Source organism: Sphingopyxis microcysteis, assembly GCF_012274265.1.
Classification (GTDB): domain Bacteria; phylum Pseudomonadota; class Alphaproteobacteria; order Sphingomonadales; family Sphingomonadaceae; genus Sphingopyxis; species Sphingopyxis microcysteis.
The window spans coordinates 822,798-845,645 of record NZ_JAANYY010000002.1 but is presented as its reverse complement, the minus strand read 5'-3'; the positions used below and the strand labels follow the sequence as shown (position 1 = coordinate 845,645).

Below are 22,848 nucleotides of genomic sequence, written 5' to 3'. Positions count from 1 at the left end.
TCGGGCGCCTGACAATCAGTTGCCGCGCGCCTTCATGACGTCATAAGCAGCCAGCGCGCGTTCGCGTGCTTCACGGTGACCGATGAGCTTGGCCGGGTAGGATTGCGGACGCTGGCCGAAGGCTTCGGGATCGTGGATCGCGGGCTCGGTGAGTTCGGCAAGTTCCGGCACCCACTCGCGAATATAGCCCGCAGCGTCGAATTTTTCCGATTGGGTTAGCGGCGCCATGATCCGCGGGAACATATTGCTGTCGACCCCGCTCCCCGCGACCCACTGCCAGTTGACGGCGTTGGAGGCATAATCGGCATCGACCAGCGTGTCCCAGAACCATTGCTCGCCCTGTCGCCAATCGATCAGCAGATGCTTAATCAGGAAGCTTGCGGCGATCATCCGGACGCGGTTGTGCATCCATCCCGTCGCCCACAGCTGGCGCATCCCCGCATCGACAATTGGATAGCCAGTCCGCCCCCGCTGCCATGCGGCGAGGTCAGCGTCGGCCGCGGCGCCGCTGCGCCACGGCAAATGATCGTCAAACGCCGCGCGCGCGCTGCGGCTGCCATAGTCCGGAAACTGCAGGATGATGTTCTGCGCATAGTCGCGCCAGCCGATTTCGCCGAGAAAGACATCGACCGAGCCGCCGGCATCGGCGGTCCGGTGCCAGATCGTCGCGGGTGACACCTCGCCGAAATGAAGGTGCGGCGACAGGCGCGAACTGCCCTCGCGCGACGGCAGGTTGCGTTGGCGGTCGTAATCGGCGGCCTCATCGACAAATGCCGCGATCCGCTTGCGCGCGCCCGCTTCGCCCGGCTCCCATTCGGCCGCAAAACCGGTAGCCCAATCGGGCTTGGTCGGCAGCAGCCCCCAGTCCGCCAGCGCATCCGAATTGGGCCACGCGCCCGGCGCCGCGATGTCGCGCGGGCGGTTCGACGGCTCCGGCGGCGGCATCTGTTCTTTAAGCGCGCGCCAATATGGCGTGTAGATCTTGTATGGCGTCCCGCCTCCGGTCATCAGCGATCCGGGCGGAAGCAAATAATTGCCATCGTGGCAGACGAGGTCGAGCCGCTTCGCCACAGCTTTTTCGGCGTTGCGCCACCAGGGCTCATAGTGGCGCAGGCAATGGACCGACCTTGCGCCGGTTTCTTCGGCAATCATAGCGAGCTGCTCGTCACAGCGCCCGCGCCGCAACACCAATTGTGATCCCTTTTCGCGCAGGCTGGCGTCGAGGCTGGCAAGGCTATGGTGCAACCACCAGCGCGAGGCCGCGCCCATGCGACGATGCTTGGGCGTTTCATCGTCGAGGATATACACCGGGATCACCGGCCCAGCCGCTGCGGCCGCCATGACCGCCGCCTGATCGGAAAGGCGCAGATCGCGGCGAAACCAGATTATGCTCGGCGCGGTCATTCGTCGCGCGTAGCGGTGTCGGGTGCGGTCAGCCGAACCTGAAAACGATCCTGCGCCAGAGGATGCATAAACCGCTGGTCACGCAGCAGAATCGCGTCGCCGTCCGCCTGCGCAACGGGCATCCGCGCCCAGAAAAGGAAAGCGCGGGCACCGGGATCGCCCATCAGCCAGGTTTTCAGGCGGGGATCATCCATTCCGGTCGGCTGACCGGCGATGTCCAGATTGCCGCCCACGCCGGGGGTAAAGCTCCCGCTCCCATAACGGTCCGCGGTGCGCCAAAAGATGTCGCGTTGCCAGAAGGCAAGAGGCGGCGGACTCGCGACGACCAGCGCGTCGGGGTGTCCGCCCGCGGCCAGCGCGCTCGCCGTTGTCCGTTCAGCGGCGCCCGTGATCAGGCCGTTGGCAAAGATGTAGGCGCAGACCGCGGTGAAGCCGACCCACGCGGGCCGCTGCCAGTTCGCCGCCCCGCCCCGTTCGCGGCGCAGCGACAGCCAGATCGACAGACCCAGCGCAATCCATATCCACAGGTCTATGATGAAGATCGTATCGCCGTAAAACCATTGCGACGAAAAGGGTTCGAGCAAGCGGATGCCGTAATTGTTGAGCCAGTCGAGCGCAGGGTGGCTCAGGCAGCCGATATAGGCGAGCGCCAGCAACCAGCCCTTGTCGATCGGCAGCCGTGCCGCCGGGCGTTTGCCGCGCTTCGTCTGCCAGCGATCGAATGCCAGCATCGCCGCCCACAGCAATATCGGCAGAACGAGCAGCGCGATCGGGCCATGCGTAATCCCGCGCCGAAACCCCAGATGTTGAACCCCGTCGAGCCACGCCAGACACGCGGCGTCGACGTCGGGCAGGTTCGCCGCCAATATCAGCGTCGGGATCGCCAGCCCCGTCTTTTTCTTGAGCCCCATCTGGCCGAGAAGCGCGCCGACAAGGCTGTGCGTCAGATTATCCATCGCCGCTTGGTGGCGCGGATCGGGCGGCATTGCAATGCGTTATGCGGACCGGTTCATCCGCCAGCTTATGCGAACCACCTACGCCGCGACTACAGCTCCGGGCCGCCTTCGGTCACCGTCCACGTCTGGCCCTTTTTCAGCAGGCCTTGGAGATCGGCGGTCTTGCCTTCGCGCGCCGCTGCATTCTGGCGCCATACGTCGGCCTCGAAGGTCGGGCGCGGATCGTCGTAAAGCACGCCAAGCGCCATCGGAAATTCGCCGAAGCGCATCTCGACGAGCATGTGCGCGACGCTGCGGTTGGTGACGTCATGGACGATCACGCCCGCGGCTTCCCAGTCGCCATCGACGACATCGACGGTCTTGAGGTGCAGTTCGTCGGCATCGAGCGCGATGCCTTTGGTGCCTTTGGCATAGAGCATCGGCTCACCATGCTTGAGCCACAGCTGGCGATCCTCGGCGCCCTTCGGCGCCGCGAAATCCTCGAACACGTCTTTATTATAGACGATACAGTTCTGGAAAATCTCGATAAAGGCGGCGCCTTTATGGGCATGCGCGGCCTTCAGCACGTTCGGCAGTTCCTTCGACACGTCGAAACCACGCGCCACGAATCGCGCGCCCGCGCCGAGCGCGAAGGCGGCGGGCTGCGCCGGGCGATCGACCGAGCCATAGGGCGTCGACGGGCTCGTCGTGCCGACCCGGCTGGTTGGCGAATATTGCCCCTTGGTCAGCCCGTAAATCTCATTGTTGAACAGCATGATCTGGCAATCGAGATTGCGGCGAATGAGGTGCATCGTGTGGTTGCCGCCGATCGACAGTCCGTCGCCGTCGCCAGTGACGATCCACACGTCGAGGTTCGGGTTGGCAAGCTTCAGCCCCGTTGCGAACGCCGGCGCGCGGCCGTGGATCGTATGAAAGCCATAGGTTTCCATATAATAGGGAAAACGCGACGAGCAGCCGATGCCGCTGATGAACACGGTGTTCTCGGGCGCGGTGCCGATTTCGGGCATCGTGCGCTGCACCGCTTTCAGGATCGCATAGTCGCCGCAGCCGGGGCACCAGCGAACTTCCTGATCGGTTTCCCAATCTTTGAGCGTGGTGGCGCGGGTGATCGGAGTAACCTGGTTCACTTCAATGCCTCCTCGATGGCGGCCTCGATTTCGGCGATGGTGAAGGGCTGACCCGACACCTTGTTCACGGGCTTGGCATCGACCAGATATTGGTCGCGCAGCACGGTCTTGAGCTGCCCCGTGTTCATCTCGGGCACGATCACCTTGTCAAAACTCTTGAGCAATTCGCCAAGGTTGGCGGGCAGCGGCCAGATATGACGGATGTGAACGTGGCTGACGTCAAGACCCTCGGCGCGCTTGCGACGCACCGCCTGGTGGATCGGGCCGAAGGTCGAGCCCCAGCCGACAACCGCAAGCTTGCCGCCCTCGGCGCCCAGCTCGACGATCTGGTCGGGCACCTTGATGCCGTCGATCTTGTTCTTGCGGATGTCGGTCATCGCCTGATGATTGCCCGGCGCATAATTGATGTGGCCGGTGTCGACTTCCTTCTCGATCCCGCCGATGCGGTGGAGCAGGCCCGGCGTGCCAGGCTTGACCCATGGACGCGCGAGCTTGTCGTCACGGCCATAGGGTTTGAAGCCGCCGTCGGGCACCTCGGTCAGGAACTCGACCGGGAAAGCCTCGTACGTCGTCAGATCCGGCACCGCCCACGGCTCGGCGGCGTTGGCGATATAGCCGTCGGTGAGCAGCATCACCGGGGTCATATATTGCACCGCGATGCGCACCGCCTCGATCGCGCAATCGAACGCGTCGCCGGGCGAGCGCGCCGAAATGACGGGCATCGGGGAGTCGCCGTTGCGGCCATAGACCGCCTGATAAAGGTCCGACTGTTCGGTCTTCGTCGGCAGGCCGGTCGAGGGACCCCCGCGCTGCGAATTGACGATGACGAGCGGCAGCTCGGTCATGATCGCAAGGCCCATCGCCTCGCCCTTCAGCGCGATACCGGGTCCTGACGATGACGTCACACCGAGCGCACCGCCGTAGCTCGCACCGATTGCCGAGCAGATGGCGGCAATTTCGTCCTCGGCCTGAAAGGTTGTGACGTCATATTCCTTGAGCCGCGACAGATGATGCAGGATCGCCGACGCCGGGGTGATCGGATAGCCGCCAAAGAACATCGGCAGCTTCGCAAGCTGCGCCCCTGCGACGAGGCCAAGTGCGATCCCCTCGGCGCCGGTCAGCGTGCGATAGAGGCCCGGTGCAACGGGCGCCGGATCGACATGATGCTGCTTCAGCGGCCCCGCGAGCTCGGCGGTCTCGCCATAGGCGTGGCCCGCGTTGAGCGCCGCGATGTTAGCCGCCGCAAGATCGGGTGCCTTCGCAAACTTGCCATTCAGCCAGTCGATCAGCGGCTGGCGATCACGATCGAACATCCAAAGCGCCAGCCCCAGCGTCCACATATTCTTGCAGCGCAGCGCTTCCTTGTTGCCAAGCCCGAAGGGTTTGACCGCGTCCATGGTGAGCTGGCTGATGTTGAGCTTGAGCAGCTGCCACTTGGCCAGGCTGCCGTCATCGAGCGGGTTGGCGTCATATTTCGCCTTGGCAAGGTTCCGATCGTTGAACTCGCCCTCGTCGGCAATGATCAGCCCGCCGGGTTTGAGCGACGGCACATTGGTCTTGAGCGCCGCAGGGTTCATCGCGACGAGCACGTCGGGCGCATCGCCCGCGGTATCGATCGCCGACGAACCGAAATTGATCTGGAAGGCCGACACCCCGAACAACGTGCCCTGCGGGGCGCGGATCTCGGCGGGGAAATCGGGGAAGGTCGCAAAGTCGTTGCCCGCGAGCGCCGACGACAAAGTGAACTGACCACCGGTCAGCTGCATCCCGTCGCCGCTATCGCCTGCAAATCTGACTACCACCGCATCCGAAAGGGGGGACTGCCGCTTGTCGGCTTCGTCCACTACCGCTGTCGCCATCTTTTCTTCTGCCTTGAATCTTGCGAACCTGTGACGCTGGCCTAGGCCTGTGGGCGCGATGCCGCAATTCAGAAAAAATTGTGCGCTGCAAACTTCAAACGTCCGAATGGGTTGCGAATTGCGATTGAATTATCTGCGGTGATGCCGAATAGCTGCGCAAACAACAGGCCGCACAAGCGGAACGAGGGGATTACAGGATGACCGACGGCACCACGCATTTCACGCGCCCTGACGTGGCGATGTTCCTGGCGTTTCTGAACGCGCAGGAAGGTCCGAAGATGGAAGAGATGCCGCCCGAGGGCGCGCGCGAGATGTTCCGCGTGATGGCCCAGATGGCCGACGCGCCCCGCGGCGAGATTGCGCAGGTTGAGGACCGGAGCATCCCCGGCCCCGCCGGCGAGATTCCCGTCCGCATCTACGACAATCGTCCGGGCCGCGAACCCGGCCCGGTGATGGTTTTCTTCCATGGCGGCGGCTGGGTCATCGGCGACCTCGATACCCACGACGGCTATTGCGCCGAAGCCGCACGCCTCCTCGACATGCCGGTGATTGCGATCGACTATCGTCTCGCGCCCGAACACCCCTTCCCCGCCGCGCCTGAGGATTGCGAGGCGGCGGCGCGCTGGGTTGCCGACAATTTCGCGTGCACCGGGCTGGTCCTGTCTGGGGAAAGCGCTGGTGGCAATCTGACCATTGCAACAGCACTCACCCTTCGCGACAAGCCCGCGTCAAAGCCGGTGATCGCAATGCACCCCATCTATCCAGCGGTTACGACGCACGATGACTGGCAAAGCTATCGCGATTTTGGCGAAGGCCATCTGCTGACCACCGGCAGCATGACGTATTTCGGCAACCATTATGCACCAGATCCCGCCGACTATCGCGCGGCGCCGCTCGATTTTCCGGCAGCTGGCCTGCCGCCGACACTGCTCACCACCGCTGGCCTCGACCCGCTGCGCGATCAGGGCCGTGCCTATGCCGCCAAGCTGGTCGAGGCAGGCGTCCCGACGACGTACCGCGAAGCGACGGGCAGCGTTCATGGCTATATCAATCTGGCGCAAGGCATCCCAAGCGCCAAGGAGGACATCCGCGGCGCCTTGTTGGTCTTGAAAGCGATCGTCGCCGAAGCTAGCGGAGCGGCATGATCGATCCCAACGCCCTTCCCTATCGGCCCTGTGCCGGCGTCATGCTCGCTAATCGCGACGGCAAGGTGTTTGTCGGCCAGCGACTCGACACCTCGAGCGAAGCCTGGCAGATGCCACAGGGCGGGATCGACGACGGCGAAGATGCCGAAGAGGCGGCGATCCGCGAACTTGGCGAGGAAACCGGCGTCCATGGCGGGCTGGTCGAAATCATCGCGCGCAGCCGCGAGGAATATTTCTACGATCTTCCCGACCATCTGATCGGCAAGATGTGGGGCGGCAAATATCGCGGCCAGCGCCAGCACTGGTTCCTGATGCGCTTCATGGGTGAGGATAGCGATATCAATATCGCCACCAAGCATCAGGAATTTCGCGCCTGGAGGTGGGCCGAGCTGCACGAGATCGAAAAGCTGATCGTGCCGTTCAAGCGCGTGCTTTACCGCGGATTGATCGACGAATTCGGCCCGCTCGTCTGATCGCGCAGCGCCAGCGCCACGCGAAAGACGTCGGCGAACATTTCGGGGGTTAGGCGCCCGGTGTTCGTGTTGTATCGCGAACAATGATAGCTATCGATAACATGCCTGCCGTCACCGAGCAGATGAATGGCGCCATGACCGAACGGATGCGCCGCCAGCCGGGCGCCCGCTGCTCTTAGCACCGCGTCATGCGCGATTCGTCCCAGCGCGACGATCACGCGAACGAGGGGCAAGGCCGCCAGTTGCTGTTCGAAATACGGGCGACAATTCGCAATCTCGGCGGGTGTCGGCTTGTTCTGCGGCGGCAGGCATTTGACGCTGTTGACGATGATCGCGCCGTCGAGGGTCAATCCGTCGTCAATCCGCGCATCATACCGACCTTTGCTCAGCCCGAAATTGGCCAGCGTCGCGAACAGCAGGTCGCCCGCATAATCGCCCGTGAATGGCCGTCCGGTCCGGTTCGCACCATGCTTGCCCGGCGCCAGTCCCGCAAGTGCCAGCCAGGCGTCAGGGTCGCCGAACGCATGGACGGGCGCGTTCCACCAGTCCGGATATTCGGCCTGACATTCGCGCCGCAACGCGACCAATCGCGGACAGCGCGGGCAATCGCGCGGCGGCTCGGTACCGGGCAATGGGCTGTCAATCTCCACACAACTGCGATAGGCGCGAGAGCATGAGCAACGCAACGCCGCTTCCGCTGTACGCGATCGGTCTCGGGTCGAACCGGCGCCATGCGCGCTTCGGCGATCCGCGCGCGGTGCTGATGGCGGCGCTCGCGGCGCTCGAAAGCGACGATATCGAAGCGGTCGATGCCAGCCCGATCATCGCGAGCGATCCGATCGGCCCGTCGCGCCGCCGCTATGCGAATGCGGTGGCCTTGGTCGCATCGACGCTGACCCCGCCGCAGATGCTCGCAAGACTTCACGCGATCGAAGCCGCCTTTGGCCGCCGCGTCGGGCAGCGCTGGAGCGCGCGGACGCTGGACCTCGATATTCTCCTCTGGTCGGGCGGCATCTGGTCCGACAGCGCGCTCACCATCCCCCACCCCGCGATCGACCGGCGCGCCTTCGTCCTCGGCCCGCTCCGCGCGATCGTTCCCAATTGGCAGCATCCGCTCCACCGCCGCAGCGTCCGCCAGCTCGCCGCGCGCCTCGGACGTCCAAAGCCGGTTGACCGGGGCGCAGCAGCGCACTAGGGCGACGGCTCACTTCGCGCACCGCCTTTGCGGCGCCGCGATGGGCCCTTAGCTCAGTCGGTAGAGCAACTGACTTTTAATCAGTAGGTCGCTGGTTCGAACCCAGCAGGGCTCACCACCCCCAAATATTCTTACGACAGCGCGTCGCGCACGCACGCGCTCCGCGGCGGTTGGCCAACAGCCGTCAATAATCCTGCTGTCGTTACCTCTGAATTTACCGATTGGCGTGATAAGAGCGGCATCGGGAGCGCACGCATTGTCGGGCAGCCAATTTTGCGGATGGGCTGCGCGCAGTTTGACGGCCAAGGCAGGGACAGAATTTGACGACACTCATCACCGGTGCGGCAGGCTTTATCGGCATGCATGTTGCGGCGGCGCTGCTTGCGCGCGGCGAGCGCGTGGTCGGTATCGACAATTTCACCCCCTATTATTCGCTCGATCTCAAACGCGCGCGGATCGAGCATCTTGCGGCGCGCTATGGCGACCTGTTCGCGTTCAAGGATGTCGATTTTGGCGATGCCGGGGCGCTTGCCGCGGCGCTGACCGATGTGGCGATCGACCGCATCGTGCATCTGGGGGCGCAGCCGGGAGTGCGCTACTCGCTCGAAAACCCGGCGGCCTACATTCACTCGAATGTCGCCGGCCATGTGAATATCCTCGAACTGGCGCGCCACCGGACAATTGCGCATCTGGTTTATGCATCATCGTCGTCGGTTTACGGCATGCGTGCCGATACGCCCTTTCGCGTGGCCGACCGCGCCGACGCGCCGATCTCGCTCTATGCGGCGACCAAGCGCGCTGATGAGCTGATGAGCGAAACCTATGCGCATCTGTTCCGGATACCACAGACCGGACTGCGGTTTTTCACCGTTTACGGCCCTTGGGGGCGGCCCGACATGGCGGTTTGGAAATTCACCGAAGCGGTGCTGCAAGGGCGCCCGATCGACGTCTATAATCACGGCGACATGCTGCGCGATTTCACGTTCATCGACGACATCGTAAGCGGCGTCGTTCTGGCACTCGACAGCCCACCCAGCGATGACAAGCAGATGAAGCCCGGCGGCTTCACCACCCCGCACCGGCTGTACAATATCGGCAACAACCGGCCCGAACAGCTGACCGACCTGATCCGCGCCATCGAAACCGCCTGCGATCGCAAGGCCGAAATAAATTTGCTGCCGATGCAGGACGGCGACGTTTATCAGACCTTCGCCGATATCGACGATATCACCCGCGACCTGGGCTTTGCGCCCACCACACCGATGGCGGTCGGCATTCCGGCGTTTGTCGATTGGTATCGCGAAGACTGGTTAAAGCGCGGGTAACGCCCCCACACCAACCCCATGGCGCAACGGGACGCAGCCAGTGGCTTGGTCGCGGGCGCGGGATCGAATAGGGCGGATTCATTGACGGCAAAATTTCCGCTTGGAGGCAAAGCAATCCGATGAATATCCTTTTGACCGGCGGCACCGGCTACATCGGCAGCCATGTTGCGACCGCTTTGATTTCAGCAGGCCACCAGGTTGTCTGCTTCGACAACCTCGCCAACAGCGATGCCGCGGTCATCGACCGCCTCGCAGCGATCACCGGTACGGCGGTTCCCCTGGTCGTCGGTGATATTCGTGATGGCGATGCGTTGCGCGGCGCGATGGCGGATCACGATGTCGAAGCCGTCATCCATTTCGCAGGCCTCAAAGCCGTCGGCGAATCGGTCGCCGAACCGATGAAATATTACGACAATAATGTGCGCGGCACGCTGTCGCTGGTCCAAGCCATGGCCGATTGCGGCGTTAAGACGATGGTCTTTTCGTCAAGCGCAACGGTCTATGGCCAACCGCAATATCTGCCGCTCGACGAAAACCACCCGACAGCGGCGACCAATCCCTATGGCCGCACCAAGTTGATGATCGAAGAGATGCTGGCGGACATTGCGGCGTCCGACCCCGAATGGCGCATTGCCACCTTGCGCTATTTCAACCCGGTCGGCGCGCATGACAGCGGCCTGATCGGTGAGAATCCCAATGGTATTCCGAACAATCTGATGCCCTTTATCAGCCGCGTCGCCGCCGGACGGCTCAACGAGCTATCCGTATTCGGCAGCGACTATGACACGCCCGACGGCACGGGGGTGCGCGATTACATCCACGTCGTCGACCTCGCCGATGGGCATGTTGCAGCGCTCGACGCGATCGTCCAGGCCGCTCCCGGCCTTTCGACTTGGAACCTTGGCACCGGGCAAGGCTATTCGGTGCTGGATATGGTTCGGGCGTTTGAACGGGTGAACGGCGTCAGAATTCCCTATCGCCTCGCACCGCGCCGCGACGGCGATGTGGCAAGCTGCTACGCCAGCCCCGAACGCGCGGCGCAAGAGCTTGGCTGGACCGCGCAGCGCGACCTCGACGCCATGTGTGCGTCAAGCTGGAGCTTCGAGCGGACGCTGGCGATGCGCAACACGGGTTAGCCGAGCCAACCCGCGGCCTCAGCCAACACCCACAATCCGATCAGTAGGAACAGCGCCGCCGCGACCGATCTGACTTTCGCCAAGTCGACGCGCTTGAGCAATTCATGCCCCAGGAAGATTGCCGGGACGTTGGCAATCATCATCCCCAGCGTCGTCCCCGCGGTCACCGCGACAACGTCATGATATTGCGCGCCCAGCGCGATCGTCGCGATCTGGGTCTTGTCACCCATTTCGACGAGGAAAAAGGCAACCAAGGTCGTCAGAAACGCGCCGAACCGCGGTTTGGGCGCCTCATCGTCTTCGAACTTGTCGGGGATCAGCGTCCATGCCGCCATGGCCACGAAGGACACGCCCACCGCATAGCGGAAGATCGGGCTGTCCAGAAAGGCCGCCGCCGACGCGCCGAGCAGCGCCGCGAGCGCATGATTGGCAAGCGTCGCGACCAGGATACCGAGAATGATCGGCAGCGGGCGGTTGAACCGCGTCGCGAGCAAAATCGCGAGCAACTGCGTCTTGTCGCCGATTTCGGCGAGCGCAACGACGGCGGTCGATGTGAACAAGGCTTCCATGAACAAGCTCCGGGGCCGAGCGGCTTCGCGATTCCAACGGACATCGAACCCGCCGCCCGGCCCGGACGAAGGTCGATGCCATTGGTCTCGCCCAAGCGGTGTCCCGCTTCCACCGCACCACGGCCTCTCGGCCGAGTATGTTGACACGGTGGCCCGTCCGGCTGGACGGCTGGCTACTCCCCAGATGACGGGGGCGGATTAGTCGGGTTGACGGTTTCTGGCAAGGGCTCGGGCGACACGCGCGGAATTTTCCCGCCCCGTTCCGCCTGCGGCGCTCGCGTCGCCGCCGTCTCCCCCGCAGCAGCCGCAGCAGCCTCGGATTCGGCGATCGCCGCGTCCATCGCCTCGGCGCGCGCTTCAATCTCCGCCGCCGCCTTGTCGTAACGCGCCTCGAAGTCGGGTTCGTCCTTGCACCCCGCGAGCAGCAGCAACGGCAACAGGGTCATCGCGCCGCGCATCAATAATCCTTGCGGTAACGGATGCTGAGGTTCGACTGGCCCGAACCGCCCGCCTGACTGAGCAGCGACAGCGCCCGGGTCAGGCTGATCTCCAGCTGCGTCGCGGTGTAGCCGCGCGCGTCGGTGATGACCTCCAGATAGATGTCCTTGGTGATATACTGCCCTGCGGCAAGTGCTGTTCCCCGTCCGACGGTGTCGTCGGGGCCAAGCACGCGCAGCCGGTCGATTCCCGTCGCCGATTGGAGCGCGCCCAAGGGGCTCAATCCGCCACCGCCACTGCTCAGCGTATTGAGCGAGGAAGCGAGTTGGACCGCCTGAAGCGGCGATAGCGTCGTGATCGAATCGCCGAACAGGATGCGCGATACGATCTCGTCCTGCGGCAGGCCGGGGACACTGGAAAAGGCAATCTGCGGATTGCTGGCGCGGCCCGACACCGCGACGTTCACCGTCACCGTCTCGATCGTATCGCTCGCCAGCAGCCGGATAGCCGGGTCGTAAGCGTCGCCGGTCGGGAAGGTCACGCGGCCTTCCTGCAATTCGAACGAACGTCCTGCAAAGCCCAGCGTCCCGCGCACCAACTCGATCTCACCCGTCACGCGCGGCGCGAGGGTGGTTCCGCGCAGGACGATATCGGCCATCCATTCTGATTCCAGCCCCATGCCGTTGACGTAGATTTCGTCCGACGCCTTCAACGCAATATCCAGACGGATAAGGTCGAACAGGCTGCCGCCGACCGCAGCCAGCCCGTCGCCGCTGATCCGTTGCCGTCCCGCCGCGGGCTTGCGCCTGATGCCGGTGAGCACCGGCACCTGCGCCGCGCCCTCGCGCACGATACGATAGCGCGTTTCGGGAAGACGCAGGCTACCCGACAGCAGCGCCGCCTGCCCCGCGACCTTTTCAAGCACCAGATTGCCCGTCGCGCGCGCGGCGATATTCTCGCTGCGCGCGAGCCGCGCGTTGCCGAGTGTCATCGCGATGTTCATCGGATAGCCATCGGCCTGCGCCAGGCTGATATAGCCCTTCGCTTCGACCTTGCCGTCGCCAGCCGTCGCCGTCAGTTGGTCGATTTCCAGCCGGTTGCCGTCAAAGCGGCCGTTGACGACCATGTTGGTCAGGCGGGTGCCATAGGTCTGGTTTTCATAGACCATGTCCTTGCCGCGCACGACACCCGACAGGCAGGGGTCGGCAACGCTACAGCTGAAATCGGCAGCGACGGCGATCGGTCCCGACACACCCTGATCCGCGGGACCGAAGAAGGAATAGAGTGTGTCCGATGGACCATTATAGCGGATGCCGCCGCCCAATGGCGCCGCGCGCAGCCGCGTCATCCAGTCGCCCGCACCCGGGCCAAGCGGGCGGAGCGACGCCTGCATGCGCCCGATCACGCTGCCGCGTTTGCGCATCACCGCGCGCGCCTCGCCGCCGTCGCTGAGCAGCTTGCCGACAAAATTGACATCGACCGGTTGGCTGACCGACGCTGCTGTCGTCCGGGTAAAGCCGGTGATCGAGAGGCGCGCATCGGCGCGCGGGAAACTCTCTGCGCCAGCCTGCTCGAAATCGAGGTTGCCGGTTGCGCGCCCGCCTAGCCCCATGTCGGGGTAAACGGCGTTCAGGATAGCCATATTGACCCGTTCGAGCCGGCTCTGGATCATGATCCCCTCGCCAAACCGCCCGGCCACGCGCGCGCTGCTGCCGCGGCCCAGATTGACCATCGTCGGCAGCAGTTCATAACCGTCGGCGCCGGGGATGATCCGCGCGGGCGAGGTGGTGCGGAAATTGATCCCCGTTGCGCGGCCCTGCACCGAGGCACGCCACAGCGCGGGGGTCAGATCGGCATTGGCGGCGATGCGGAACGGCACCCCGCTGGTACCCTCGACGAGCGCCTGCGCCTTGCCGCGTCCGTCGCGATAATCGATCTTCAACCGTCCGACCGCAATGTCATATTCGCGGATACGCGTTTCGGCGATCTGGATGTCGCCTACGACATGCGGGGTGTCGTAGAGCGTGACGTCGGCATCGACGATCGCCGATCCGACTGCCAGCTTGGCTGGGCCGGGCAGCACGACGTTGTTAGCGCGGACGTTGATCGCCGCCGCCTGATATTGCCCCGCAGCGCTCAGTCGGACGAGCCCGCCCAGCCCCTGCCCCGACGCGTTGAGCTGACCAACGAACGGCCCCGCCTGACTGCGCATCAGGCGCCCGTTGAAACCGATCCCCGACAGATCGCCGCGCTCGACGTCGATGGTCAATGGTCCCGCTGCGGTCAGCAGCACGACGTCGGCCGCCAGCGGGCCATAATCGGTGTCGCCGGTGGCGGCGAGACGATACCCGTTCGGCGCGCCGTTGATCCGCGCGACCAGATTGGCAAGCCCGATGCCAAGCCCCGGACGCTCCGCCGTCACGACGGCACGCGGATCGCTGATCGTCCCGGCCAACTGAACGCCAACGGGCCCATAGTCGGTCGAATTGGCGCGCGCACTGATCTGGATCTGGCCGTTGGGCGCATAACTCCCCTGCCCGCCGGTGACGCGCAAGCGCGGCGCCGCCAGCCGCAGATTGGCGAAGCGCACGACGCCATCGGTGCCGTAGCGGACGTCGCCCGACGCCGTCGCATTACCACCCAGGAAATCGCGCACGCCCGAGTTGAACAGACGCGTCGAACGGGCGCGCACGCGCCCGGCGATTTCGAAACCACCGCGCGGCGCGGTCTTCACATCGGCGTCGGTATCGATATCGAAGATGCCAACGCTTTCGACCCGATAGTCGTTGATCCGTCCGTCGATCGCGCCGGTATAAAAGCCTCGATTGAGGTCGGCGATGACGATCGCCTTCGCGTCGATGCGCGGCGAGCGCAGGCGCAAGTTGTCGCTGAGCACCCGTCCATTGCTGTAAGCGAGATCGCCGTCGAGCCGCACCTGGACCAGCGTACCGCCTGCAACGGTATCAAGCCCGCGTATCCGCGCTGCGCGTCCGGCGACCGGGATGAGGATCTGATCGGCGTCGACGCGCGCTTTCCCCGCGAGGGCAAGCGTTTCGACGACGATGTCGTTGACCGCGAGGGTCGTGGCGTTCGCCTGATATTCGACCGTCGGCACGTCGAATGCGCCATCCAGCGTCGCGATCGCCCGCACGCCATTGGCCCGCACCGCGGGCGCCACCGCACTCGGACGAAGGAGCACGAATGCCAGTTGCAGCGCCTCGTACCGGCTGTTGCCGAGGTCGACCCCGCCGCTCACGCCCAGCCGGAAGGCGTCGGACGAGAACCGACCGTCGAGGTCGGCCTTGCGGTCGGCGAGCCGGGCCGTCACATCCACCGCGGTTTCCGGCCCGAGCAGCGCCGCGACCGGGCCGTCGAACAGTCGCGACGCCTGCGCGACGCCTTTCACGGCGAATGTGCCATTGCGTGCCGTCAGCGCCAGCCGCGCGAGCGGTGCGGCGCCAAGATTGGCGGTGAGATTGCCGTTCCAGACTTTCCAGTCGCCGCGGCCTACCAACTTGGCAGTCATTGGTTGGTCAAAGCCGCCCATCGCTGCTAGTACGCCCCCCTGCGGCGCGCTAACGTCCACCCCTACGTCAAAGCGGTTCGCTTCCGGAACGGCATCGAGCCGAAGGGCCAGCGTGTCACCCTTGGCATTGGCGCCGATCGTGGCGGCATTGGCGGTGATCTGCGCACGCCGGTCGGCGATCGCGATCTTGCCATTCAAGCGCGCCTCCTGCCGCTCGCCGACGACGGCAGGCTCAAAGATAAAGCGATCGACGCGCAGGTTGCCGACGTCGATATCGAGATCAGGGAGCAGCGGCTCGCTCGTGTCGGGCACGACCTTGAACGCGGGTATTTTCCGCATCGTCATCGTCGCCGCAGTCGCCGAACGAATATCGACATGGTTGGCGAAATAGCGGATCGGCCGCCAGTCGATCCGGACCTCGGGCGATTCCAGAAATACTCCCGTCGGATCGGACAGGGTGAAATTGCGGATGACCATGCGGCCATAGAGCGACCCGTCGAGCCGACCGATGCCAATCTTCATCCCGTTTTCGAATTCATATTTTTCGATTTGGGTGACAACGAAGCGCCGCCCGGCGTCGCTGTTGAGTCCGACCAGGAACAGCGCGAACAACAGGATCAAACCCAGCAGCGACAGGCCAATCCAGCGCAGAATCGCCATGGGCCAGTTCCGCGGCTTTGCCGCTGTCGCCGTGTCGGCGGCCACGGGCGCCTCGTCGGCCATCAGAACGCCTGTCCGATCGACACATAGACGCTGACCAATGCCTCTCCCGGCTTGCGCCCGATCGGCGTCGCGACGTCCAGTCGCATCGGCCCGAAGTTGGTATAATAGCGCGCGCCGATCCCGGCGCCGAAGCGAAGGTCGGAAAATGTCGGCGCCGACCCGCGATAAACCTGTCCGGCATCGACAAACCCGACGACGCCGAAATTGCCGAACCGATAGCGCCCTTCAAAAGCTGCTTCAGCGACGCTGCGACCACCGATCGGATCATCATTGGGATCCTTGGGTCCCAGTTCCTGATAGCCAAACCCGCGCACCGACCCGCCGCCACCGGCATAAAAACGCCGCGATGGCGCCAGCCGCTCACGCGCCGCACCCAGGATCGACCCGACCCGCACCCGCCCGGCCAAAACGACGTTGTCGGTGACCGGATAATAGCCGCTGACGTCGAGACGCGTCCGCGCGTAGGGCGAAAACTGCCCGGCGAGCGAGCCTTCGGGCTGGATCAGCGCGGTCACGCGAAATCCCTTGGTCGGATCGAGCAGGCTGTCGGTGCGATCCATCCCGACCTGGCCCGTCAGCCCAAAAATCGTGTAGAAATCGCGGTCGCGCGTGCCGCGGGTGAAATCATAATCATCTTCGCTCGTCGCGATCAGTTCGGCCCCGAATGCATAGGTGAATTTCTTCTGCCAGATCGGGGTCGAATCATAGCTGACCCGCGCCGCAACGCGGCCGGTGATCGCCTCGAACGCGTTGTAATTGCTGCGCGTCGCTTCGGCGACCAGCTCAAAAGTGCGGTCGCGGCGGCCTGCGTTCGACCGGCGCAGCGTGGCGCCGAGCCCCTGCTCCTGCGTCCCGACGACCCCGCGAAAGATCAACGCCCCCTCAGGCGGCAACAGGTTGCGATGCGTCCAGCTGGCTTCGAGGCGTATCCCCTCGCCTGTCCCATAACCCGCGCTCGCCGCCAAAGTCCGCGGCGGTCCCGCCTGCTGCGTCACCAGCATCGTCACATATTCGGTATCGTCGCCCGCACTTTCGCCCGTTGGCTGCGGCTCGGCGGCAACCGTGGCGAACAGGCCGGTCGCGACCAGCGCCTGCCGCAGGTCGTCGACCTTGCGGCTGTCGTAGAGCTCGCCGCGCTTGAAGCGCGCCAGCACCGCAACATGTTCGGCATCGAACGCCAGATCGCCCGTCGTCTCGATCCCGCCGAACCGCGATCGTTTTCCGATGTCGATGGGCAGCGTATAGACGCCGTCACCGGTCGCTCCGTCGAGCAGGATGTCACGCTGTCCGACTTCGGCAAAGGGATAGCCCTCTTCGGGCAGCTTCAGCGCGATCGCAGCCTCGGCGCCCTGCACCCGCTGGGCGACGATCGGTTCACCGACGCTCAGCGGAAAATTGTCGGCGATCAGGTTTGGCGGCACGGTCGGATCGGCCTTCAGGATGATCTCCGCCAGCCGATATTGCGCCCCCGGCGTCACATCGATCACGGCAGTGATCGGTCGGCGCTGACGCGGCTGTCCCTCCTGCCGTTCCTCGCGCTCGCCGCGATCGATCCGTGTCTCGACGACGGCATCGTAATAGCCTTCAGACGCCAGGATACGCTGCATCAACTCGCCGTCGGCGGTCAGTCGCGCCCGCACCATGGCGGCATTGTCCGCCTTGCCATCGCCGTCGTAAAGCGCCGACAGATCGCCAAACAGGTCGGCAAGATCGACGTCGGTACTATCATCGGCGGGCGCGAGCCCGTTGACCTGGACGGCATATGCAACGCTGACATCATCATCGTCGGCCTCAGCCTCGGCAAATTCGACAGGCTCGACATCGAAATTTTCAAGTGGCGGCAAAGGTGCTGCAAGTTCGCTGTCGGTGATCGGGGCATCGCCGATCACCTCAACCGCATCGCCGTCGGCCAGCGCCGGGATCGGGACGCCATCGACCGCCGGCGTCGGCGCATCAGCATCCGAATCGCTGGCGGCGGTCGGCGCGGCGGCCTGTCGCTTTTCAAACTCGGCGATCGATTCGAGGGGCCGATCGAGTTCAGGATCGTCCTCGACCGGGATCGGCGGGATCGCCTTCTCAAACTCTTCGTCGCTGATAATCGGCGCCACCTCGGGAAATGCCACGCCGGGCGGTGGCGGGGTCGGCGCCGCGATCGCCGCATCGGTTGTGGGTGCCACCGTCGGCACGACCTCTGGCGGCGCAACCGGCTGCGCACTGACGGAAGCCGTCCCGGCCAGTCCGAATATCGAGGCCGACACAATCAATATCGGTCGCAACCGCATCAGGCGCGCCGGGTGATAATCACTGGAGGTTTCAGGGTTTTGCATCTGTCAGCCGTCGATACGGCATCTCTGGCTGGCACGCTGCCGCGGCGCAACCGGATTCTACGCGGCCAAAGCCCTGTTTCCCCTTCGCTTCGTCGCATTTCCATACGCCGTCGTCCGGGACGCGGACGTCCCGCGCCGCTGCTAGGAATCGACGCCAAACAGATCGCGGCTGTAAACCTTGTCGGTCACATCGGCCAGTTCGTCGGTGACCCGGTTGGCGATAATGACGTCCGCCTCGGCCTTGAAGGCGGCCAGGTCGCGCACGACGCGCGAGTTGAACAGGCGCTCGTCGTCGATCAAAGGTTCATAGACGATCACCTCGATCCCCTTGGCCTTGATCCGCTTCATCACGCCGAGGATGCTGCTGGCGCGGAAATTATCCGACCCGGCCTTCATTGCCAGGCGGTGGATGCCCACGACGCGCGGACCGCGCTTGAGGATTTCGGAGGCGACAAAATCCTTGCGCGTCGTGTTCGACGCGACGATCGCCTGGATCAGGTTCTGCGGCACTTCGCGATAATTGGCGAGCATCTGCTTGGTGTCCTTGGGCAGGCAGTAGCCGCCATAGCCGAAGGACGGATTGTTGTAGAAACTGCCGATCCTGGGGTCGAGGCAGACACCTTCGATGATCTGACGCGAATCGGCATCGTGCATCGCGGCATAGGTGTCGAGTTCGTTGAAAAATGCGACGCGCATCGCAAGATAGGTGTTGGCGAACAGCTTGATCGCCTCGGCCTCGGTATTGCCCGTCTGCAATACGGTCGCATCAGGTTTCAATGAGGCGGAAAGCAAAAGCTGGGCGAACTCCGCGGCGCGCGGATGCGTGTTGCCGACGATGATCCGCGAGGGATGCAGGTTGTCGAACAATGCGCGGCCCTCGCGAAGAAATTCGGGCGAAAAGACGATCACGTCGCTCTCGTGCTGGCCACGCATACGGTCGGTGAAGCCCACGGGAACGGTCGATTTGACGACAATCACCGCGTCTGGCGCCAGCTCCCTGGCATCCGCGATCACCGATTCGACCGAGCTTGTGTTGAAATAGTTGGTGTCGGGATCATAATCGGTCGGCGTCGCGACGACGACGAAATCGGCGCCGCCATAAGCCGTCGCCTTGTCGATCGTCGCGGTCAGGTCCAGCGCACGCGTTGCAAGATACTCCTCGATCTCCGGATCGGCGATCGGCGATCGGCGCGCGTTGATTTCGTCCACTTTGCGGCGATCGATATCGAGTGCCACCACGCGATTATGCTGCGCGAGCAGCACCGCGTTCGAAATCCCGACATAACCCGTGCCGACGACTGTGACTTTGACCCGAGCATTCGGCACTGGCGCTGTTCTCCTGTGGTGCTGCGCGGTCTCTAACAGTCGCGGCAAAATGGCTCAACCGCAGCGATCCAGCCGACTAAGCTCAGGTGCCGCAAAAGGTGACATGGGGCGCCGCATCTTCGGGTGCAGGATGCGCGTAAACGTCCCATTCCGGACGATGAACATAGGGGTTCTGAACGACCTCCAGCAACGCGTGCCAAGGCGCCATATCGCCTTCCTCTGCCGCAATCAGCGCGGCCTCAACCTGGTGATTGCGCGGGATATAGAGCGGATTTACCGCGTCCATGGCATCCGCGCGTTCGAGCGGCGCGATCGCTTCGCGCTCCAGCTGTGCCCACCAGTCGGCGATCCACGGCGCCATCGCCTCGGCATCGGGCAAAAGCGATTGCAGCATATCGCCGTCGCCGCGAAGAAGTTGTGCCAGCGCGCGAAAGAAGGATGTGAAATCGACGGAATGCTGTTCCAACTCGCCGAACAGCGAATCGATCAGCTTCTCATCATCCTTGTGCGGCTTCCCCAGGCCCAGCTTTGCGCGCAACTCGCTGAGCCATATTGCCCGGAACCGTGCGGGGATCGCGTCGACCAGCGCCTTGGCCGCGTCGACGTCGGCCGGTTCGACAGCATGGATCGCGGGCAACATCGCCTCGGCAAAGCGCGCCATGTTCCAATGCGTGATCTGCGGCTGGCGGCCATAGGCATAGCGCCCATTGGTGTCGATCGAGCTGAACACGGTGTTCACCGCAAAGCGGTCCATAAAGGCGCACGGGCCATAATCGAGCGTCTCGCCGCAGATCGCGACGTTGTCGGTGTTCATCACGCCGTGGACGAACCCGACGCCCATCCAGCGCGCGACAAGCTCACATTGGAGGCCAATGACGCGTTCGAGCAGCGCGAGGTGCGGGTTGGCGGCAGCGGCCAGTTCGGGCCAGTGGCGCCAGATGGTGTAGTCGGACAGTTTGACCACATGATCGACACCAAAATGCGCCGCAAAAAACTGAAAGGTCCCAACCCGAATATGGCTGCTTGCAACGCGCGTAAGCACCGCGCCGGGATGCGACCGCTCGCGCTGCACACGGTCGCCCGTCGCGACAGCGGCGAGTGAGCGGGTGGTGGGCACCCCCATTGCCGCCATCGCTTCCGACACCAGATATTCGCGTAGAACCGGGCCGAGCGCCGCCTTGCCGTCACCGTTGCGCGAAAATGGGGTGGGGCCGGAGCCTTTGAGCTGAATGTCAAACCGAGCGCCATCGGGGGTGATGATTTCACCGAGGAGTAGCGCCCGACCGTCGCCGAGCTGTGGCGAGAAGTGACCGAATTGATGGCCGGCGTAAGGGAGGGCTAGCGGAGCACTTCCCTTGGGCATCTGGTCACCGACAAAGATACGAGCAAGTTCACCGTCGTTCGCGCTCCCCGGAGTGATCCCAAGTCGCCTGGCAAATGTATGGTTGATGATCAATAGTTCGGGTGCCGACGGCTTTTCCGCCTCCGCCGGCGCAAAGAAGGCCTGCATGTTCTCCCGAAAGCTATTTTTGAACGCGAAATCCATGCCACACTAGTTCCCCGCGGACGCTGCAAATGCAAGCGCCCAAGGTGACACGATTTAGACCGCAGGAATGATCCTAGGTTCAGGATCCGTTGATTTGACGTGACGGCTGTCATTAACGCTCGCGGTGAGGAGCCTGAATTACGAACGATTTGGTCTGGCTGCTCGCCAAGTAGATGGGGCGCCTTCAGCCGTATCTTCCGAAGATCCATGCTCGCGAGCAGGTCGACGATCGACAGATTTTGAGCGGCATTATCTTCGTCGGCCGCAATGGGCGGAGATGACAGGGTGCACCGAGAGCATCTGGCCCCGCGAAGGCTGTCCTCAGCTTGTTGAAGGGACGATCTTCAATCGCTGGAAGTAGTGCAGCTTCATCCACATGATGAAAGGCCCAACTACCCTTCGAGCGCACGATCGTAGGACCTTCATGATCGACGCACCTATCTCGAAACGCACCGTACGACACCTAGCCTAGGCGCAAAAGGGGGTCGGGGACGCCGGGTCGACTGTGCGAAAGGCGGCGCATGAACATCAAGCCGGTTGCCGTAACTGACGCGAATGATCGTCCCATCAGCTATGTCATGACCTCCGGACAGGTTAACGATTATGCCGGCGCAGTCGCATTGCTCGATAATCCGCCTAAGGCACAGTAGGCGCTCGCCGACCAGTGCCATGATGCGACTGGCGCCGGGACGCGTTGCCAAAAAAGCGGATCACGCCCTGTATTTTGGGCCTGAGACTCGGAACCAAGACCGTCAAATATGACAAGCGCGGCTACAAACGCCGCAATCGCGTCGAGATCACGTTCGAGCGTCTCAAGGACTGGCGGCGGATTGCGGCACGCGACGATCGGTGCCCTAGGTTGAATCGACATTCAGCACCAGAAGGCGATGGCGGCGAGGTATAGAGTTGCGAGGTAGTTGTGTGGGAGGCGGTCGTATCGCGTGGCGACGCGGCGTAGCTGTTTGAGCTTGCCGATGGTGCGCTCGATCCGGTTGCGAAGCCTGTAGATTGCGGGGTCGAAATCGCGTCGGCGTGGCATGCAGACGCGCTGGGGGATGACGGGCCGAGCGCCGCTGGTTTCGACATGGTCGAGGATGGCGTGGCTGTCATAAGCCTTGTCGGCGAGGACATGGCGAGCGTCGAGACCGGTCAGCAAGGGGATCGCGAGCTTGGCATCGCTGACATGGCCACCGGTCAGGATGAAGCGCACCGGTCGTCCGAAGGTATCGACCGCGATATGCCATTTGGAGGTCAGTCCTCCTCGGGAGCGCCCCAGAGCCTGGTCGCCGAGCCCCCTTTTTGACCCGTCGCCGCTTGGGCATGGGCGCGCACGATCGAGCTGTCGATCATCAGATACTCATTGTCCCGGTCGCGGGCGAGCGAGGTGAAGATGCCTTCCCACACCCCGGCGGCGGCCCAGCGGGTGAAGCGCTTGTGGACAGTCTTGTACTTGCCATAGCGCTCCGGCAGGTCCGACCAGCGCGCACCCGACCGCAAAACCCACAAAACACCGTTCACGAACAGGCGGTTATCCAATGCTGTGCGGCCAGGATCAGATGCCTTGCCGGGCAGCATCGGCGCGATCCGAACCCACTGCGCCTCGCTCAACTCGTACCGCTTGATACCCATGATACCTCCGCAATCTGCCGAAACTCATGAATCAGACACCAACGCTCTTGGGAATCCCTGAATGTCGATACTGCCTAATGCCATCCTCTCTACGGTAGTTCTCGCCGCGACCGTCATAATCTGGCTCTGATCAATGATTCCTGA

Annotated in this window: 16 protein-coding genes, 1 tRNA gene, 2 pseudogenes and 1 riboswitch; of the genes and pseudogenes, 7 read left to right on the top strand and 12 right to left on the bottom strand. The window is 63.7% G+C overall.

From position 1 onward, the window contains the following. Window positions 1–15: 15 nt before the first annotated feature. The 4 genes from G9408_RS04020 to G9408_RS04005 are packed head-to-tail and all read right to left on the bottom strand — an operon-like array spanning window position 16 to window position 5,346. Window positions 16–1,404, bottom strand: a complete 1,389-nt coding sequence (locus tag G9408_RS04020; RefSeq protein ID WP_168452783.1) for a cryptochrome/photolyase family protein — start codon at window positions 1,402–1,404, stop codon at window positions 16–18. After that, a complete protein-coding gene (locus G9408_RS04015) occupies window positions 1,401–2,390 on the bottom strand; it encodes a metal-dependent hydrolase (protein WP_235957461.1) in 990 nt (329 codons plus the stop codon). Before G9408_RS04015 ends, G9408_RS04020 begins: the two co-directional genes overlap by 4 nt. A 59-nt stretch (window positions 2,391–2,449) precedes the next feature. Continuing rightward, window positions 2,450–3,487 (bottom strand): 2-oxoacid:ferredoxin oxidoreductase subunit beta, encoded by a 1,038-nt coding sequence (locus G9408_RS04010; RefSeq protein WP_168452782.1) that lies wholly within the window; start codon window positions 3,485–3,487, stop codon window positions 2,450–2,452. Beyond that, a complete protein-coding gene (locus G9408_RS04005; protein WP_168452781.1) occupies window positions 3,484–5,346 on the bottom strand; it encodes a 2-oxoacid:acceptor oxidoreductase subunit alpha in 1,863 nt (620 codons plus the stop codon). Before G9408_RS04005 ends, G9408_RS04010 begins: the two co-directional genes overlap by 4 nt. Before the next feature lie 197 nt (window positions 5,347–5,543). On the opposite strand from G9408_RS04005, the gene G9408_RS04000 reads away from it, so the two are divergent. Together G9408_RS04000 and G9408_RS03995 are read left to right on the top strand one after the other, a co-directional pair. After that, on the top strand, window positions 5,544–6,491 hold the full coding sequence (locus G9408_RS04000; RefSeq protein ID WP_168452780.1) for an alpha/beta hydrolase: 948 nt from the start codon (window positions 5,544–5,546) through the stop codon (window positions 6,489–6,491). Further along, window positions 6,488–6,964, top strand: coding sequence for an RNA pyrophosphohydrolase (locus G9408_RS03995; RefSeq protein ID WP_168452779.1), 477 nt, complete (start codon window positions 6,488–6,490; stop codon window positions 6,962–6,964). The genes G9408_RS04000 and G9408_RS03995 overlap by 4 nt, the downstream gene beginning before the upstream one ends. On the opposite strand, the gene G9408_RS03990 is transcribed toward G9408_RS03995, so the two are convergent. Next, window positions 6,925–7,614 carry a uracil-DNA glycosylase gene (locus G9408_RS03990; RefSeq protein WP_168452778.1) on the bottom strand — a complete coding sequence of 230 codons (690 nt, stop codon included), beginning with the start codon at window positions 7,612–7,614 and terminating at the stop codon, window positions 6,925–6,927. The genes G9408_RS03995 and G9408_RS03990 overlap by 40 nt on opposite strands. Before the next feature lie 23 nt (window positions 7,615–7,637). Here G9408_RS03990 and folK point away from each other — a divergent pair, with 23 nt between their 5' ends. The 4 genes from folK to galE all read left to right on the top strand — a co-directional run bounded on the left by folK (window position 7,638) and on the right by galE (window position 10,620). Further along, on the top strand, window positions 7,638–8,159 hold the full coding sequence (folK, locus tag G9408_RS03985; protein ID WP_168452777.1) for a 2-amino-4-hydroxy-6-hydroxymethyldihydropteridine diphosphokinase: 522 nt from the start codon (window positions 7,638–7,640) through the stop codon (window positions 8,157–8,159). Window positions 8,160–8,201: 42 nt separating this feature from the next. Next, window positions 8,202–8,277, top strand: a tRNA-Lys gene (locus tag G9408_RS03980). A gap of 202 nt (window positions 8,278–8,479) precedes the next feature. Further along, complete coding sequence (locus tag G9408_RS03975; protein WP_168452776.1) at window positions 8,480–9,484, top strand: NAD-dependent epimerase/dehydratase family protein; 1,005 nt, start codon at window positions 8,480–8,482, stop codon at window positions 9,482–9,484. A 119-nt stretch (window positions 9,485–9,603) separates the two neighbouring features. Then, complete coding sequence (gene galE / locus G9408_RS03970) at window positions 9,604–10,620, top strand: UDP-glucose 4-epimerase GalE (RefSeq protein WP_168452775.1); 1,017 nt, start codon at window positions 9,604–9,606, stop codon at window positions 10,618–10,620. On the opposite strand, the gene G9408_RS03965 is transcribed toward galE, so the two are convergent. The 6 genes from G9408_RS03965 to G9408_RS03940 all read right to left on the bottom strand — a co-directional run bounded on the left by G9408_RS03965 (window position 10,617) and on the right by G9408_RS03940 (window position 21,075). Further along, entirely contained in the window at window positions 10,617–11,189 is a 573-nt protein-coding gene (locus G9408_RS03965; RefSeq protein ID WP_168452774.1) for a TMEM165/GDT1 family protein, read from the bottom strand. The two genes, galE and G9408_RS03965, sit on opposite strands and share 4 nt — an antisense overlap. Before the next feature lie 17 nt (window positions 11,190–11,206). Next, window positions 11,207–11,391: riboswitch (yybP-ykoY riboswitch) on the bottom strand. Continuing rightward, complete coding sequence (locus G9408_RS03960) at window positions 11,363–11,647, bottom strand: hypothetical protein (protein ID WP_120216371.1); 285 nt, start codon at window positions 11,645–11,647, stop codon at window positions 11,363–11,365. It overlaps the preceding riboswitch by 29 nt. Next, the gene (locus G9408_RS03955) at window positions 11,647–15,876 is read right to left on the bottom strand and encodes a translocation/assembly module TamB domain-containing protein (protein ID WP_168452773.1); all 4,230 of its coding nucleotides are present in this window, start codon (window positions 15,874–15,876) and stop codon (window positions 11,647–11,649) included. The genes G9408_RS03960 and G9408_RS03955 overlap by 1 nt, the downstream gene beginning before the upstream one ends. Further along, window positions 15,876–18,203, bottom strand: a complete 2,328-nt coding sequence (locus G9408_RS03950) for an autotransporter assembly complex protein TamA (protein ID WP_235957460.1) — start codon at window positions 18,201–18,203, stop codon at window positions 15,876–15,878. The genes G9408_RS03955 and G9408_RS03950 overlap by 1 nt, the downstream gene beginning before the upstream one ends. 141 nt (window positions 18,204–18,344) lie before the next feature. Further along, window positions 18,345–19,529, bottom strand: coding sequence for a nucleotide sugar dehydrogenase (locus G9408_RS03945; RefSeq protein ID WP_168452772.1), 1,185 nt, complete (start codon window positions 19,527–19,529; stop codon window positions 18,345–18,347). A gap of 82 nt (window positions 19,530–19,611) precedes the next feature. Next, complete coding sequence (locus G9408_RS03940; RefSeq protein ID WP_168452771.1) at window positions 19,612–21,075, bottom strand: protein adenylyltransferase SelO; 1,464 nt, start codon at window positions 21,073–21,075, stop codon at window positions 19,612–19,614. 173 nt (window positions 21,076–21,248) lie between these two features. Here G9408_RS03940 and G9408_RS03935 point away from each other — a divergent pair. Next, window positions 21,249–21,979, top strand: a pseudogene (locus tag G9408_RS03935) (IS5 family transposase). Here G9408_RS03935 and G9408_RS03930 read toward each other — a convergent pair. Continuing rightward, window positions 21,947–22,650 (bottom strand): annotated as a pseudogene (locus G9408_RS03930) (IS5 family transposase). The pseudogenes G9408_RS03935 and G9408_RS03930 sit on opposite strands and share 33 nt — an antisense overlap. Window positions 22,651–22,848: the final 198 nt, after the last annotated feature.